The sequence below is a fragment of the Hyphococcus aureus genome (assembly GCF_042643165.1).
In the GTDB taxonomy this organism is placed as follows: Bacteria; Pseudomonadota; Alphaproteobacteria; order Caulobacterales; family Parvularculaceae; genus Hyphococcus; species Hyphococcus aureus.
Genome location: NZ_JBHRSH010000002.1, coordinates 54655 through 69982, shown reverse-complemented (window position 1 = coordinate 69982; position 15328 = coordinate 54655). Strand labels below are relative to the sequence as shown.

The 15328-nt window shown below is 59.0% G+C and carries 12 protein-coding genes; 4 read left to right on the top strand and 8 right to left on the bottom strand.

From position 1 onward, the window contains the following. Positions 1–74 precede the first annotated feature (74 nt). Together ACFOOP_RS13355 and ACFOOP_RS13350 are read right to left on the bottom strand one after the other, a co-directional pair. Complete coding sequence (locus ACFOOP_RS13355; protein WP_379882897.1) at positions 75–2579, bottom strand: penicillin-binding protein 1A; 2505 nt, start codon at positions 2577–2579, stop codon at positions 75–77. A gap of 622 nt (positions 2580–3201) precedes the next feature. Next, on the bottom strand, positions 3202–4536 hold the full coding sequence (locus ACFOOP_RS13350) for an N-acetylmuramoyl-L-alanine amidase (RefSeq protein WP_379881613.1): 1335 nt from the start codon (positions 4534–4536) through the stop codon (positions 3202–3204). Between the two features lie 789 nt (positions 4537–5325). Between ACFOOP_RS13350 and ACFOOP_RS13345 the strand changes: the two genes are divergently transcribed. The 3 genes from ACFOOP_RS13345 (at position 5326) to ACFOOP_RS13335 (ending at position 10653) form a co-directional block, all read left to right on the top strand. After that, complete coding sequence (locus tag ACFOOP_RS13345) at positions 5326–8154, top strand: ribonuclease E/G (protein WP_379881612.1); 2829 nt, start codon at positions 5326–5328, stop codon at positions 8152–8154. A gap of 130 nt (positions 8155–8284) precedes the next feature. Then, positions 8285–9769, top strand: coding sequence for a M48 family metalloprotease (locus ACFOOP_RS13340; protein WP_379881611.1), 1485 nt, complete (start codon positions 8285–8287; stop codon positions 9767–9769). Between the two features lie 59 nt (positions 9770–9828). Then, the gene (locus ACFOOP_RS13335) at positions 9829–10653 is read left to right on the top strand and encodes a DsbA family protein (RefSeq protein ID WP_379881610.1); all 825 of its coding nucleotides are present in this window, start codon (positions 9829–9831) and stop codon (positions 10651–10653) included. Here ACFOOP_RS13335 and ACFOOP_RS13330 read toward each other — a convergent pair. From ACFOOP_RS13330 to ccmA, 4 genes are read right to left on the bottom strand one after another with little or no spacing between them, the layout of a single operon-like run. Then, on the bottom strand, positions 10650–10787 hold the full coding sequence (locus ACFOOP_RS13330; protein WP_379881609.1) for a heme exporter protein CcmD: 138 nt from the start codon (positions 10785–10787) through the stop codon (positions 10650–10652). The two genes, ACFOOP_RS13335 and ACFOOP_RS13330, sit on opposite strands and share 4 nt — an antisense overlap. Continuing rightward, entirely contained in the window at positions 10787–11530 is a 744-nt protein-coding gene (gene ccmC / locus ACFOOP_RS13325) for a heme ABC transporter permease CcmC (protein ID WP_379881608.1), read from the bottom strand. Before ccmC ends, ACFOOP_RS13330 begins: the two co-directional genes overlap by 1 nt. A 14-nt stretch (positions 11531–11544) precedes the next feature. Beyond that, positions 11545–12213 carry a heme exporter protein CcmB gene (locus ACFOOP_RS13320; protein WP_379881607.1) on the bottom strand — a complete coding sequence of 223 codons (669 nt, stop codon included), beginning with the start codon at positions 12211–12213 and terminating at the stop codon, positions 11545–11547. Then, positions 12210–12827: a heme ABC exporter ATP-binding protein CcmA gene (ccmA, locus tag ACFOOP_RS13315; RefSeq protein WP_379881606.1), complete on the bottom strand. Its 618-nt coding sequence runs from the start codon at positions 12825–12827 to the stop codon at positions 12210–12212. The genes ACFOOP_RS13320 and ccmA overlap by 4 nt, the downstream gene beginning before the upstream one ends. 111 nt (positions 12828–12938) lie before the next feature. Here ccmA and ccmE point away from each other — a divergent pair, with 111 nt between their 5' ends. Further along, positions 12939–13388: a cytochrome c maturation protein CcmE gene (gene ccmE / locus ACFOOP_RS13310; RefSeq protein ID WP_379881605.1), complete on the top strand. Its 450-nt coding sequence runs from the start codon at positions 12939–12941 to the stop codon at positions 13386–13388. Between the two features lie 85 nt (positions 13389–13473). Here ccmE and ACFOOP_RS13305 read toward each other — a convergent pair whose 3' ends face one another. Continuing rightward, the gene (locus ACFOOP_RS13305; RefSeq protein ID WP_379881604.1) at positions 13474–14340 is read right to left on the bottom strand and encodes a hypothetical protein; all 867 of its coding nucleotides are present in this window, start codon (positions 14338–14340) and stop codon (positions 13474–13476) included. Next, positions 14294–15232, bottom strand: a complete 939-nt coding sequence (locus ACFOOP_RS13300; protein WP_379881603.1) for a glucokinase — start codon at positions 15230–15232, stop codon at positions 14294–14296. Before ACFOOP_RS13300 ends, ACFOOP_RS13305 begins: the two co-directional genes overlap by 47 nt. Positions 15233–15328 lie beyond the last annotated feature (96 nt).

The window sequence follows — 15328 nt, the reverse complement described above, 5'->3', positions numbered from 1 at the left end:
TTTGTCTCCCGCGCATGGCCTTGAAGAAAATGGCGCTTCGCGCGCCTCAGCGTTATATGATGAGGCTCGCGCCCTTAGTAAAGACCGTTGAGATCCTCTTCAGGGTCTTCCGCCTGTGGCGCAGCGCTCAACGGATCGAGCGCATAGTCGTCATCGAGCGTGCGGCTGGCGTTCGGATCGTCTTCAGCTTTGAAGGCTTCCAGAATGACATTCCGGTCGCCGGCGCCAGCAGGCTTGCCGGTGCGAGCGTTGACGCGCACCAGCCGGACGCCGGAGGGCACACGGAAGGGAACGCCCGCCTTGTCTTTCAGCGCCTCAACCATGAAGTCCGCGAAGATCGGCGCAGCGACGGTGCCGCCGGCCTCACCCTGCCCAAGGGTCTGCGGCATGTCGAACCCGACATAGACGCCAGCGGCAAGGTCTGGCGCAAAGCCGACGAACCAGGCGTCCTTATAGTCGTTGGTGGTGCCCGTCTTGCCGGCGATGGGCTTGTCGGTCTTGCCGCCAACGGTCCGGGCCGCCGTGCCGCGGCGCACGACACCTTCGAGGATGGATGTGATCTGATAGGCCGTACGCGGGTCCATCACCTGACGGCGCGCGTCAGGCAATTGCGGCTCGGACTGACCTGACCAGACGCGCGCATTGCATGACAGACATTCTCGCGTATCGCGCTTGTAAATGGTCTTGCCCGTGCGGTCCTGAATACGGTCGATAAGCACCGGCTCAACGCCCTTGCCGCCATTGACGAAGACCGAATAACCGGCGGTGATTTTCATCAAGGTTGTCTCGCCGGCGCCAAGCGAAATCGCGAGTTCGCGCGGCAGGCTGTCCGACAGCTGAAAGCGCTCGATATATTCCATGATGCGGCCGATGCCGAGATCCTGCGCGAGACGCGCCGTCATAGCGTTGCGCGATTGCTCGACGCCAAGACGCAGGGTCGACGGGCCGTAATACCGCCCGGCAATATAGTTGCCCGGCTTGTACCAGCTGTCGACGCTGGGCGCCACGAAGGGCGCGTCGAGTACAATTGAGGACGGCGTGTAGCCGCTATCGAGAGCGACGGAATAAACGAACGGTTTGAATGTCGATCCCGGCTGACGCTCGGCCTGCACGGCGCGGTTAAACTCCGACATCTGGAAAGAGAAACCGCCCACCATGGCGAGAACCCGGCCGGTATGAGGATCGATAGCGATCAGTCCGCCATTCACCGCCGGCGTCTGCCGCAGGGCGTAAGAATTTTCCGGCGTCGGTTTCGCGGGGGCGTCTTCCGCTGCGCCTTCAGGTTTCGGCAGGCTCGCGGCTTCATATTTTTCAGCATAGACGACGTCGCCGCGCTTCAGGACTTTGCCAGCCGACTTCACTTCGTCGCCGAGGTCATTCGCGGAAATATAATCGCGCGCCCACGCCATCAGCCCAAGCGGTATTGTGGCGGTTTCGCCGTCAGGGAAACCGATATCGGCCCCTTCAGCGTTGACGGAAAGGACGAGCGCCGGACGCCACGGCGCCATGTCATCGGAAATCTTGCGCGCGTTTTTAAGATCGTCGACCAAGGCGTCGAAGGGCTCGACCCACTCGCCGGGAACTTCGTCCATCGCAGCGATCGGTCCGCGCCAGCCATGACGCTCATCATAGGTGACGAGCCAGCGGCGCAGGGCTTCGCCCGCCTGTTTCTGCAAATGGGGATCAACAGACGTACGAACCGCAAGGCCGCCATCATAGAGCGCTTCAACGCCGTAAAGATCGACAATGCGCTTGCGGACTTCCTCTGCGAAATATTCCATGGTCCAGTCGCGTGCGCCAAGCGGCGGTGCGATCTGGGCGCCAAGTGGCTGGGCTTCAGCTTCGGCGGCTTCCTCCGGCGTGATCCGCCCATCTGCCTCCAGCCGGCCGATCACATAATTGCGCCGCTCCACCGCGCGCGCTTCATTGTCGATCGGATGATAGTTGCTCGGCCCCTTGGTGATCGCCGCGAGGTAAGACGCTTCGGCGATGGTCAGCTCGTCGAGGGACTTGTCGAAATAATTAAGCGCCGCCGCCGCAACTCCGTAAGAGCGGTTGCCGAGATAAATCTCGTTCAGATAAAGCTCAAGGATGTGATCCTTGGTGAAGGTGCGCTCCATTTTGCGTGCGATCAGCATTTCACGAAGCTTGCGTTCGACTTTCTGCTCGCTGGTCAGGAGAAAGTTCTTCGCAACCTGCTGCGTGATGGTCGACCCGCCTTCCAGCCGGCGCCCGCGCAGGATGTTGCCAATGTTTGAGAGTTGCGCGCGCACCAGACCGCGAAAATCAATGCCGGAATGTTCATAGAAAGATTGGTCTTCCGCAGACACAAACGCATATTTGACGTGATCGGGCATGGCTTCGATGGGAACGAACAATCGCCGTTCACGGGCGAATTCGGCGACAAGCGAGCCATCGCCTGCATAGACGCGGGTGGTCACCGGCGGCGCATATTCCGCAAGCTGCTCATAGTCCGGCAAATCCTTGTTTAGTTGGTTGAGATACCAGGCCGAGAACCCGGCGACGCCAATCAGGCCGAGCGCTCCGGCGGCAAATGCAAAACCGACAAATTTGAACATGGAGACTACCCATCCACCACCGCCGCCAGCCGGCGCTGCGTGCGGCGCGGCTGCGGGCGCATCATCCGATTCGACCCTGCGCCTAGGCGCCGCTAACGGCTCCGGCGCTTCATCGGCTTCGTCATCCTCACCGAGAACGATGTCTTCCGCCGCGGGTTCTTCCTCAATCGGCGCGGCTTTTACGCGCTTGGGCGCTGCTGGCGCAGGGGCCAGATCCTCATCATCCTCATTTTTTTCGGAGACGTCGCGGCGAGAGAACATGTCGTTCTCTATGGGCTCGTCCTCATCATCAGGCGCGGCTGAAAGCGCAGGCGAGACCTGTTCATCGTCATCGCTGGGCGCATCGCCGAAATGCAGCCGTTCATCGTCCGCAGCCGGCGTGTTGTCATGCTCGTCGTCTTTGTGATCGGTCATTGTCTTTACGCTTGTCCCGGCGTCTTCCGCCCCGCACCCGGCCCGCTATGGCGCTGGGCCCCACTACTTCACCTTGGCCTCGTCAGCCCGGCTCGTCATCATTCCGAGAGGCGCTTGTCCCCGCGCCTTTCCTTCCCTTTATCGCATAATTTGGACGGCAGCGAGGCGCAATAGCGCCGCAAATCCCTTATTTTCGTAAGGTTTAGCCCTATTGCCCGGCTGCGGGCGCAAGCTGGGCCTGACGCTGGCGGCTCTCGGCTTCAAAATAGGCGTCGATTGAGTCGGCCACAGCCCCCATGGTCCTGCTGCGCCACACAGGAGAATTCAGGTTCGCCTCGTCCTTGGCGTTGGAGATGAACGCCATCTCAAGGAGCACCGCCGGAACATCCGGCGCGAGGAGCACTCGCAGGTCCCCTTTCCGGTGGGAGCGGTTCAGCATAGGCGTTTTACCGGCAAGATTTTCGATCAGGAGCTCAGCGAATTTCGACGACTTGGTCATGGTCGTGTCCTGGGCCTTGTCGAACAGGATGTCTCCGACCACGGAGTCGTATTCCTTCAAATTGACGTCGTAGACCTGATAATCGCCCTGCGACTTGGCGACCTTGGCCGACCGGGCCGTGCTGCCTTCGGACAGGGTGTAGACTGAAGCGCCCCGCACCGCATGCTGGGAGATGGCGTCTGCATGGAGTGAGATGAAGAGATCGGCCCCCGCCTTGCGCGCAAGAGCCTCTCGCCGGGCAAGTTCATCGCGCTGGCTCGGCAGAATCCGGTCATCCTTATCGGATGTGCGGGTGAGCACAACCTCATAGCCGCCGCGCGCTTTCAGCAATTCCGCCAGCTTCTCCGCCGCGGCCATTGTCGTCACCCGCTCATAAGTGCCGCTCTGCCCTTGTGAGCCAGGATCGCGGCCGCCATGGCCAGGATCGATGACAACCACTTTTTTCTCGTCCTTCGCCGCGACCGGGGGAACAATCACCTTTTCCTTAACCGAAGGCGTCGGCGGGATATCAGCCTCAGCGACCTGCGCAGGCGTTTCCTGAGCTGGCGCATCGCCTGTCACCTGTTCGATGATAGCGGCGATGTCGTCCTTGCGGACCGGAAGACTGGCGAGAAGTCCCGCCTTGTCGGCGGTCACCAGATCTATGACAAGGCGGTGTTTGGTGACGCCGGACGAAGGCTCAATAACGAAGACCTCCTTGATTTTGGCGGTCTTTTTCAGCTCCAGCACCGCCCGCACGCCGCGCCCTTCGCTGGCGAAACGCGCCGCCGCCACATGGCCCATGCCGGTTTTCGCCGACCCGGCGCCTTCAAGGCTCTCGAAATCAACAAAAATCCGGCCCGCTCCGAGGTCATCGCCGGATACAAAATATCTGGGCGCGCCATTCAGATCGAACACGATGCGGGTCTGGTCCTTGCCCGGCCCGAATCGCACATCGAGAAGCTCTGCGGCGCTGGCGGTCCCGGCGAGCGCAAAGACAAGCCCGGCGAAAATCGCCATGGCGCGCATAAGTCTTTGCGATAATTTACAGAATCTGGCCATCATGCCCATCCATACGCCTTGGCTAAAAAAGCCTAGAACGGCGCGCTCACGCCCGCCGGTTCTTTTCCGCCCCGATGCCCCGAAACTCCCCGGCGCATTCTTTACAGACGGTATTCTGATTTCGCCAGCGTTAACGCCGCCTTAATCATTACGGATCGTTTGTCCGGATTTTTCCATGCAATACTGAGTCGGCGTTAACCATGGGTTTTCTTTTTCCCCGCACTCATGTCATGGTCAAAAACAGCTTGCGGTGCGTCGAACCATCGGCCAAATCGCAAACTATTGATGTTTCGATGCAAAAGGCCCATCTAGGAACCGGGCCGAGGGAGACCAAAGCCCCACGCATCACGAAGAATTTTTCAGGGAGACGGTGCAAAAAGCCTGTCTTTCCAGAAACTTAACGCCGGCAGCTCCCCCAAAGCCGGCCCGCGCTTCGCTGGGAAAACCGGTCGCGCGAGGAGCAAATCAGGCGCGGTAGCGCCGCCCCGGCGTTCAACGTCGAAACCAACACTGGCGCCCAGCGCCGAAACAAGTCCTGCCGGTTCGCCGGCGCAAATAATACGCCGGATGTCCGGCAAATTTAGACGCCGGATGTCCGGCAATCTCATTCGCCGGCATGCCGGCACAGGAAAAAACAGCTTTCGCTGATGACAGTGACCGCCCCGATATTCTCCGCCGCCACCCGACAGGTTTCCTGTCCGGCGCGTGAGATACTGCGCGCGGGCCTGATCCAGCAGCGATCCAACACAAGCAATGCGCCGGCGATGCCGCCGCATTGCGGAGCCCAATACAATGACAAAAAAGATGCTGATCGACGCGGCACACCCCGAAGAGGTGCGCGTCGCGGTGCTCGACCACGGAAAAGTCGAGGACTTTGATTTTGAATCCGAGGCCCGCAAGCCTCTAAGAGGCAACATCTACCTGGCGCGGGTCACGCGCGTTGAACCGTCGCTTCAGGCGGCCTTCGTGGAATATGGCGGCAACCGCCATGGCTTTCTCGCCTTCAGCGAGATTCATCCCGACTACTACCAGATCCCCGTTTCCGACCGGCAGGCGCTGCAACGCGCTGAAGCTGAAGTCGCCGAACTCGCTTCGGAACTCGAACTCTCCTCACGCGGCGATGAAGATCACGACGATGAAGATGATGACGAGGATGCGGAAGAAAACACCGGCCGCAACAAGCGCCGCCGCCGCACCCGCAGTTCGGACGATCAGGACAATGACGCCTCTGACAACAACGCGTCTGAGAATGATGGTGACGACGCGTCCGATGACACGCTGAACGCCGCCGCGGAAGAAGACGATGACGCCGATCCCACCGATGAGATCAAAGGCGATCCTTCCGAGGAAGAAGAAGAGGAAGAGGACGGCGAAGAGGACGAAGACAATGGCGCCTCTGTCGCGGTGAAAACCGACGATGAGGACGAAGCTGAGTCCGATGAAGAAACTCTAGAAGCCGCTGCGGAAGAAACCGCTTCTGATGACGACAGCGCCGACGAAAATGACGACGCGGACGCAACAGAAGCCAGCGCCAGCGATTCCGACTCCGAGGAAAACGAAGACGAGGATGAAAACGGCGAAGACGAAGAGGTCGAAACGCCGGAGACGAAACGCACCAAAGCGAAAGAGCGCGACGCCCTTTTCGAACGTTACAAGGACGCCAAGCGCCGCCGCTCACAACTTCTGCGCAACTACAAAATTCAGGAAGTCATCAAGCGCCGCCAGATCCTGCTCGTGCAGGTTGTGAAAGAAGAACGCGGCAATAAAGGCGCCGCCCTGACGACCTATTTGTCGCTTGCCGGGCGCTATTGCGTATTGATGCCGAACACCGCCCGCGGCGGCGGCATCTCCCGCAAAATTCCGCATTCCACCGACCGCAAACGCCTGCGCCGGGTTGTGAACAGTCTCGACGTCGCGCAAGGCATGGGCCTGATCATCCGCACCGCCGGCGCCAAACGCACCAAGGTCGAGATCAAGCGCGACTTTGATTACCTCCTGCGTCTATGGGAGAACATCCGCAGCCTGACGTTAAAGTCCATTGCGCCATGCCTGATTTATGAGGAAGCAAGCCTCATCAAGCGCGCAATCCGCGATCTTTACGACAAGGATATCGGCGAAGTGCAGGTCGAAGGCGAAGCGGGATACCGCGAAGCCAAAGACTTCATGAAAATGCTGATGCCGAGCCACGCGAAATTTGTGCAGCCTTACAAGGGCCCGGCGCCGATCTTCCTCAAACACGGCGTCGAACAGCAGCTTGACGGCATGTATCAGCCGACGGTGCGCCTGAAGTCGGGCGGCTACATCGTCATCCACCAAACCGAAGCGCTCATCGCCATCGACGTCAACTCCGGCCGCGCCACGCGTGAACGCAATATAGAGCAGACTGCGCTCAAGACGAATATCGAAGCCGCTTACGAGGCGGCCCGCCAATTCCGCATGCGCGACCTTGCCGGCCTTATCGTGCTCGATTTCATCGACATGGAAGAGCAGCGCAACAACCGCAAGGTCGAAAAGGCGCTGAAAGACGCGATCAAGAATGATCGCGCGCGCATCCAGCTGGGGCGGATTTCAAATTTCGGCCTGCTGGAAATGTCCCGTCAACGCAGACGGTCCGGCATTATCGACGGCACCACCCAAGCTTGCCCCACTTGCGCCGGCGCCGGGGTCATCCGTTCTGCGGAAATGGCGGCGCTCAGAATTCTGCGCGCTGTCGAGGGCGAAGCCGCTACCGGCCGCGCCGGGATTATTTCGGTTCACGCCTCGCTCGAGGTCACCGTCTATGTGCTCAATCATCACCGCGATTGGCTGAAGCGTATTGAGGATTCGAACGGCGTCACCGTTCAGCTTATCCCAGACACTGATCGCACAGGCGACGACTACTTGCTGGAAAAAGCCGGTGTCCCGCGCGAACCGGTCGATACGCCGCAAGTTATCCGGGCCGACCAGACAGAGCTCGTTGAAATCGAAGACGAGCCGGAAGCGGAAGCCGCGAGCGACGATGCGGAAAACGAGGAACGCGACGGCGAGCGCAAAAAACGCCGCCGCCGCCGCCGCCGCAAGGACCGTGACACTGTCGAGGCCAGAGACGGTGAGACCCGTGACAGCGACGCCTCCTCTTCCTCAGGCGATGAGGAAAACGAAGGCGACAACGCACCCGAGCAAGAGGCGCGCGAGGGCGACAGCGAGACAGATGAAGAAAGCGACAAACGCCGCCGCCGCCGCAGGGGCCGCCGCGGCGGGCGCCGCAATCGCCGCAATCGCGACGACGCGCCGGAAGGCCAGGATACAGAAAACGCCGCCAAGGCCGACGACAGCCATCAAGGCGACGACGGCGAAAACGCAACCGCACAGCAGACAGCATCTGAGCCAGCGACGCCCGAAGCAGAGCCCGCTCCGGAACAGGAAGCGCAGCAAGCCGAACCGGCGGTAAAGGCCAATGGCGCCGCTCACACAAACGGCCATGACGCACCAAAACCGGAAGCTAGCCCGGAACCCGAAGCAGAGACTGCGGCCAAGGATGAGCCAGAAGAGACGGCTTCCGCCGATCTCGCCGGCGCGCCTCAGCCAGCCGTTGAAAAACCAAAGAAAAAAGGCTGGTGGAGCCGTGGCGGCGATGCCTGAAGGGCGCTAATCGTCGCACTCACAAATGCGGCGCCGCAAGGAGCCGCATCTCGAAATCGCCGCAAAGCGCCACTAAACTAGGCTGTGCATGCGCCATGTTCATTTTGGGGGTGTGCGAAAGGGTAAAACCATGCCGTTGCAGTTAGTTAAGGCGTCACCGAAATTCGGCTTGAGATTGCGGAACTCTCTCGCCGCACTGGCCGCGCTTGTCACGGCGGCTGCGCCCGTGGCGGCAGAGGCGCAGGGCATTTCAACCCTGCGCGATGCGGAAATCGAGCAATGGCTTGAAGACTATTCCCGGCCGATTTTTGCGGCCGCGGGTCTTAACCCCAAATCCATCGAAATCATTATCGTCAACGACCCGACATTCAACGCTTTTGCGGGCGGGCGCTATATGGGCGTCAACTCGGGTCTCTTCACCTTCGCCAAAACGCCAAACGAAATTGAGGGCGTGATCGCGCACGAAGCGGGTCACCTCGCCGGCAATCATGGCGCACGATCGGCGGAAGCCATGGCGAATGCGGGTACGCCGATGATCCTCGGCCTTCTTCTTGCGGGCGCCGCCATCGCAGCGGGCGCGCCTGAGGCCGGTATTGGCCTGCTCGGCCTCGGCCAGAACATCGCCATTAAAGACTACCTCGTCTACAGCCGGAGCCAGGAAGCCACCGCCGACCAGTCGTCCATCACCTATCTCGACCGCCTCGGCAAATCGACTAAAGGCGCCATGGATATCTGGGGCCGCATGCGCAACTACCAGATCATCACCGGCCAGCGCATCAATCCATTCCTGCAATCGCACCCGCTGGCGAATGAACGCTATTCGGCGCTGCAAACGCGGGCGATGGAATCTCCCTATTTCAATGTTCAGGACAGCCCGGAAGAAATTCAACGGCTCCAGCTCATTCAGGCGAAAATCAAGGGCTTCCTCCACGACCCTTTACAGACCCTGCGTGATTATCCGTTATCGGATCAATCGGACCCGGCGCATTATGCGCGGGCTGTCGCCTATTACCGGCATTCTGAAATCGACAAGGCGCTCGAAGAAGTCCGTAAACTGACCACCGCCCATCCGAACAATCCGTATTTCAACGAACTTGAAGGGCAGATCCTGTTCGAATATGGCCGCACTAATGAATCCATCGCGCCTCACCGCAAAAGCGTGGAGCTTATTCCCGATAATGCGCTGATGCGAATCAATTTGGCGCGTTCGCTGATCGCATCAAACGAACCCGATCTGATCGCTGAAGCAACGACGCACCTCAAACGCGCCGTCGCGGAAGAAAAAGACAACGGTTTCGCCTGGTATGAACTCGCGCGCGCCTATGCAGAGCAAGGCGAAACAGCAAAAGCCGATCTGGCGACGGCGGAATCCCGGTTTCAGTCAGGGGCGCAAGGAGACGCAAATCACTTCGCGCGCCGCGCCCTGCCCGGTCTCGAACGCGGCACCGCAGAATGGCGACAGGCGATGGACATCATTCTCGCAACCCAGCCTGCCGACGGCGCTCCGCCGCTGCCTTCCGCTGAGCCGGCTCCCGCGCCTGCGCCCGAAAAGCGCGAGCCGGAAGAAAAGAAAACGCCGGACGTGCCCGATCCGATCATCATCGACAGCAATTAAACAATATCCACGCCAAACGGCGCCAAATGCGCTCTGAGCAGACAGGAATGAAGAACGTCATGCAGAAAAATACAAAGACCGCGATCGGGGCTGCGCTTGCAGGTTCTTTCCTTCTCGGCGCCCTTGTTGTTGGTTATTCCGCCGCACAGCAAAAAGAGGCTGCTCCAAAAGCTTCACATGCACAGGTGTCGACATCTTTCTCCGAACTTCAAGAAGAAGAAATTGGCGAGATTGTGCGCGCCTATCTTATGGAAAACCCCGAAGTCATTATTGAAGCGGTGAACGCATACAGCGTTGAACAGCGCATGGCCGAGGTCGAACGCGCAAAAACCGCCGCGAGAGAAAATATAAGCCTTCTTCTCGATCCGGCGACGAGCCATGTTGCGGGCAAAAAACCGGAATCAGCGAAAGTCGCGGTGATCGAACTTTACGATTATCACTGCGGTTACTGCAAAACCGCTGCTGGCCTCGTCAAAGATGTCGTCAAGAAAGACGCGGATGTCAAAATCGTCTTCCGCGAACTGCCGATCCTGCGTGAAGAATCCGCTTATGCTGCGGAGATGGCGCTTGCCGCGCGCGACAACGACAAATTTCTCGATTTCCATTTCGACATGCTCGGATCATCCGGGGTTCTGACCAAGGAACGCGTTGACGGTCTCGCCCGCAAACATGGTCTTGATGTCAAGAAAATGAACGCCGAGATCGACAGCGGTTCAATCCCCGACATGATCGAGGCGAACCATCTTCTCGCGCAGGAAATGGGCGTCGACGGCACGCCCGCCTTTATCGTCGCCTCAACCAACGGCGCCTTTGTGGATGTCATGGTCGGCTGGAGCGAAGAAAACCTTCGCGCGATGATTAATGAGGCGAAAAAAGCGGGCTAATCCTTCGCTGCTTTTTCGTCTGATTCAGCTTTTTTAAGCTGCGTGATCCGCCAGACAATCAGCGCAACAATTGCGACGATTGAGACTGCGTAAGCGATCAGAATATACGGCGTCGTATGGGCGCTGAAATCCATTACACCGCCTCCGCTGTCGTGGGTCGGCTCGGCGCGCGCCGTCCGCGAGCGTCAAGTCGCTGACGGATCAGCGCGGCGCGCATGCCTGTGAATACCAGCCAGGCGAACAGCGCCGTGTAAGCGATCGCCATGCCCAAGAGCGGCCACAGCATGCTCGGGTGAATAGTCGGACCGTCAAGGCGCATGACGCTGCTCGTCTGATGCAGCGAGTTCCACCAATCAACGGAAAATTTGATGATCGGAATATTGATGAACCCGACAAGCGCGAGGATGCGCGCGAACCGCGCCGCACGCGCGGTTTCCGGCACCGCCTGCCATACCGCCATGTAACCGAAATAGATAAAGAGCAGTAAGAGCATGGACGTGAGCCGCGCATCCCACACCCAATAGGCACCCCAGGTGGGCTTGCCCCAGACCGCGCCTGTAAAAAGCGCAAGCGCAGTGAAGACAGCGCCGGGGAGCGCGGCGGCGCGCGCTGCGACATCGGCGAGAGAATGACGCCACACAAAGGCGATCAGGCTCATCCCGGCGATAAATGTGTAAGACGCCATCGCCGTCCACGCCGCCGGCACATGCACATACATGATGCGTGCGGAATCGCCCTGCTGGTAATCGGCGGGCGCCATGAACAGCCCGGCGTAAAGACCGTAAAGCGCGCCAATAACAAAAGCACCGAAAGCCGCCGGCCCGGCGCTGCGCGCGAAAGCTTCAAATTTTGCAGGGTTGGAAAAACGGCTCCACATGAACCTTTGTGCTCCTATTCGAGACTGACGCGTAACGCAGCAATGGCGAAAAGTGGAGTCGCGGCCGCCATAAACAGGCTAAGGGCGCCCAAAATCAAGGTCTCAGGTCCAAAGATACCGCCGCCTGACAAAAACGCCTTCGCCGCCGTTACGCCAAACACCAGAACCGGCGCGGTGAAAGGCGCCGCGATAATCATGGCGAGAAGCCCTCCGGCGCGCAGACCCGCACTCAAGGCCGAAGTCAAAACGGCAATGAACACAAGCGCCGGCGCCCCGACAGCGAGAATCAGCGCTGCGCCCGCCCCTTGCGCAAAAGGAATACCGAGCATGGTCAGGAAGAACGGCGCAGCGATAATCAATGGCGCCGCCGCCGTCAGCGCCAGAAAAGCCGCCTTGGCGAGCCAATAGGAAAACAGCCCCTGCTGCTCGGCTGCGAGCACGCGCAAAGAGCCGTCATGCATATCCCGCTCAAAAAGCTCTCCAGCGGCGAACTGGATCGCCAGCGCCGCCGCGAGCCACAACGCCGCCGGCGCAGCGATAGCGAGCGCGCCTAATGACGGGCCAAATGCAATCGCCGCCAGCGCTGTAAACACCGCGAAAAAAAACAGCGCGTAAAACCATCCGCCGCCGGAACGGAACGCCGACTTCAAATCGCGTGAGAGAATGGCGCGGGCAAGGCTCATCGCGCAAGCTCCAAACGTTTGAAGCCGTCGCCAAGGTCGTCATGCGTCGCGACGATAGCGATACCGCCTCGAGAGAGATGATCATCGATCAGCTTACGGATGACTGCGACGCCGTCTCTGTCGATGGCCGCCGTCGGCTCATCGAGCAGCCAGGCTTCGCGGTCGACGAGCAGCGCGCGGGCCAAATCCACACGCCGCCGCTGGCCCGCCGACAAACGACCCGCACGTAAATGGCGAAAGGAAGCCCCATCGACCGCTTTCAAGGCGGCGCCGACATCGCCGCCGCCATTGACCTGCGCCCAGAAGCGCAAATTCTCCTCCGCGGTCAGGGCCGGTTTGACGCTGGCGTCGTGACCCAGAAAAAACACGCCGCCCGCTGGCGCCGCATTACTCACCGCGCCATCAAGGCGCCACTCAAGAACGCCTTCGACCGGGCGGATTAGCCCTGCAAACATGGAAAGAAGACTCGACTTGCCGGAGCCGTTCGGCCCGAAAAGCTGCATCCCCTCGCCGGGGGCCAACGAAAAATTGACGCCGCGCACAATCGCCGCCCCGGCGCGGTCGCATCCGGCGTCGGCGGCGGTAAGGGAGATGGCGCGGCGATAAGGGCTCATGGGCCTGTCTTTACGGCAATTCGCCCCCGTTTTGACAGGCGAAATCCCCGCGACAATCGGCCCGGCGCGAGTTCATTTGGCGGCCGGACGGCGACGCGCTACATCAGGCTCATGAAACCGATCCACAGAAACCGGCGTCTGGGCCTTATCGTGGGCGGAGGCGTTCTCCTCACCGCCGCCGCGGCGCTTGTTTTCACGGCGCTCCAGCGCAATATCGCCTATTTCTATACGCCCAGCGAAGCGGCTGAAGCGGCAATCGAGCCCGGGACGCGCATCCGCCTTGGCGGGCTGGTTGAGACTGGCAGCCTCACCCATGGCGACGGGCTTGAGATTTCATTTCGCGTGACCGATGGCGGCTCGACCATGCCTGTCACCTATTCAGGCATCGTCCCCGATCTCTTTCGCGAAGGTCAGGGCGTCATCGCCCAAGGCGCCTTTAGCGAAAACGGCGTCTTTGTGGCTCAAACCATTCTCGCCAAGCATGACGAAAATTATATTCCGAAAGAACTTCAGGGTATTTCGCACGAGTTGAAGGCCGACCAGCCTGAGCTGACCCAGTAAGGCTTACAGTCTGATCTTTCTTTGGCTTCGACTGATCTGAGTGTCACAAGACGCAAAAGACCGGGTTAAATGACGACGGAAAAGCTCAGGCAGTCCTGGGGTCAGTCGACCGTGATGGCGCTCTTGCAATAAACCAGAGCGCAAAGAAGAAGAACAACAGATACACTGCGCCAATCGCAGTTGCCGGTAAACCGGGCCAACGCTCATGCAGCGCTACAACGGCAAGATACGCGCTGCCTGCAAAATACATGGAAAACACAATACTGATGGCGAGATTGAAAAAACCTTCCGGGCGCCGCCGTACCGGGTCTACCTCAAGGAATCTCTCCCAGCCTGTAAAGGTATGGATCAATTCCGGTTCAATATAATCTTTTATATATTGGCCCGCGCGCATGATGCTTGATTGCTCATAAATGGCGAGAAAGAAAATACTCGCGACAATGAACGGACCGGAAATGATCAGTTCGGATATCTGAAGCTGAACGCCTGTGCCGATGACCACGGGAATAGCTGTAAAGCCCAGCGTAACAATCCGGATAGAGCGCTCGCGCTGCGCCAGAATTTCTTCTCGCAAGGAATAATATTGCGCGAGAAGAAACCGCTTCCCGTCAGCATCCACTTCATCTTGAATATCCAGATCAGGATCACCGCCGCCCTCGCCTTCGAGAAGCAACCTTTGTTCAGCAAGGCTTCGAGCGCGAATCCTTGCATCCGCATAAGGATCATTTTCATTTCGCCGGCGCCGTCTGCGGCCGACGAGACTACTTGTCACCAGCACAAACACCAACAACAGCGCGCTTGCGAATACGAATTGATATTCCTTCGCACGCTCCGCCAGATCCAACAAAACGTCTAATAAATTGTTGTACAATCCCGCCCCCGCAGCCCATTGCGGGAAGCAGTATTCATAATCCAGCGAGCCGCTGCAACCCCCGAAGCGGCACTTGGTCATGATCGAGCAACACCACAGGCGCGTTCTTTAAAATCTTGGGTACATCTTGCAAATATTCCGAGCCAATGCGCTCCCGGTCGAGCAAATCACCCCAGTCGCGCAGAAAATCACTAACGATACAAACGCCGCCTACGGCGCGATAGGCAACAACAATGGCGGTCAGGAAACGGCCCAGTAACTGGTTGAAAATGGCGATGATTTCCAACGCCGTGTCATCGCCTGCGCGCGCCGCGCCTGGAATATCGGCTGGCGTGGTCAGGTGGGCCGGCGATCCATAGACCTTGATAAGCGTTTCAAGGCCAAGACCGGATATGATGCGCTCATACTTCGGATGACATGGAAGAACACCAGAGGCGAGAAATCGTTCAGCCAGTTGTGGATCGATCGCCGCCGGCATGTGACCAGCTTCGGTTGAGAGCACCTGACCGTCTGATATAAATACACTGCAGCCAATTCCGGTGCCGACGCCCACCACGGCGAAAGGCACGGCGCCTTGAAATCCGGCGCCACATAGGGGACGAAAACAATCAAGCGTTTGCCGACTGATGGCGTAAACTCCATAAGCGGCCGAATAGAGATCGTTGAACAGTCTTACCTCTGAAAAACCAGCGCCGTACAATTGCTCGCGGTCGATGTTCCAGCCGCGATTGGTCAAAAGAATACGTTCAGCCATGCCTGCTTTGCGATCCGCGCCATATTCTTCAGGCCCTGCAGCAGAAATCAGAATGGAGCCGCGCTGTTTCCCACTCTCTGAGAAATAAGCATCAAGAACAGATTCAAAAGAACTGAAGTCATTATTTTTATAGGCTCTGAGGGTGCCATCCTCGGCGGAAATACGAGTGTTAGTGCCGCCAATATCTACAAGAATCTGCGATTTATCTTCCAGTCCCATCACAAGCCCTTTATTAGTGTTCGAAATACTGCATCGAGCGCAGGGAATTTACCCATACCTTGGTGAGCTTATCAATGTTCGAGGAAATGCGCTGCA

Coding starts and splice junctions, on each gene's coding strand:
- ACFOOP_RS13355 (WP_379882897.1), bottom strand. CDS start 2,579: ATGTTCAAATTTGTCGGTTTTGCATTTGCCGCCGGAGCGCTCGGCCTG.
- ACFOOP_RS13350 (WP_379881613.1), bottom strand. CDS start 4,536: ATGATGGCCAGATTCTGTAAATTATCGCAAAGACTTATGCGCGCCATG.
- ACFOOP_RS13345 (WP_379881612.1), top strand. CDS start 5,326: ATGACAAAAAAGATGCTGATCGACGCGGCACACCCCGAAGAGGTGCGC.
- ACFOOP_RS13340 (WP_379881611.1), top strand. CDS start 8,285: ATGCCGTTGCAGTTAGTTAAGGCGTCACCGAAATTCGGCTTGAGATTG.
- ACFOOP_RS13335 (WP_379881610.1), top strand. CDS start 9,829: ATGCAGAAAAATACAAAGACCGCGATCGGGGCTGCGCTTGCAGGTTCT.
- ACFOOP_RS13330 (WP_379881609.1), bottom strand. CDS start 10,787: ATGGATTTCAGCGCCCATACGACGCCGTATATTCTGATCGCTTACGCA.
- ccmC (WP_379881608.1), bottom strand. CDS start 11,530: ATGTGGAGCCGTTTTTCCAACCCTGCAAAATTTGAAGCTTTCGCGCGC.
- ACFOOP_RS13320 (WP_379881607.1), bottom strand. CDS start 12,213: ATGAGCCTTGCCCGCGCCATTCTCTCACGCGATTTGAAGTCGGCGTTC.
- ccmA (WP_379881606.1), bottom strand. CDS start 12,827: ATGAGCCCTTATCGCCGCGCCATCTCCCTTACCGCCGCCGACGCCGGA.
- ccmE (WP_379881605.1), top strand. CDS start 12,939: ATGAAACCGATCCACAGAAACCGGCGTCTGGGCCTTATCGTGGGCGGA.
- ACFOOP_RS13305 (WP_379881604.1), bottom strand. CDS start 14,340: ATGACCAAGTGCCGCTTCGGGGGTTGCAGCGGCTCGCTGGATTATGAA.
- ACFOOP_RS13300 (WP_379881603.1), bottom strand. CDS start 15,232: ATGGGACTGGAAGATAAATCGCAGATTCTTGTAGATATTGGCGGCACT.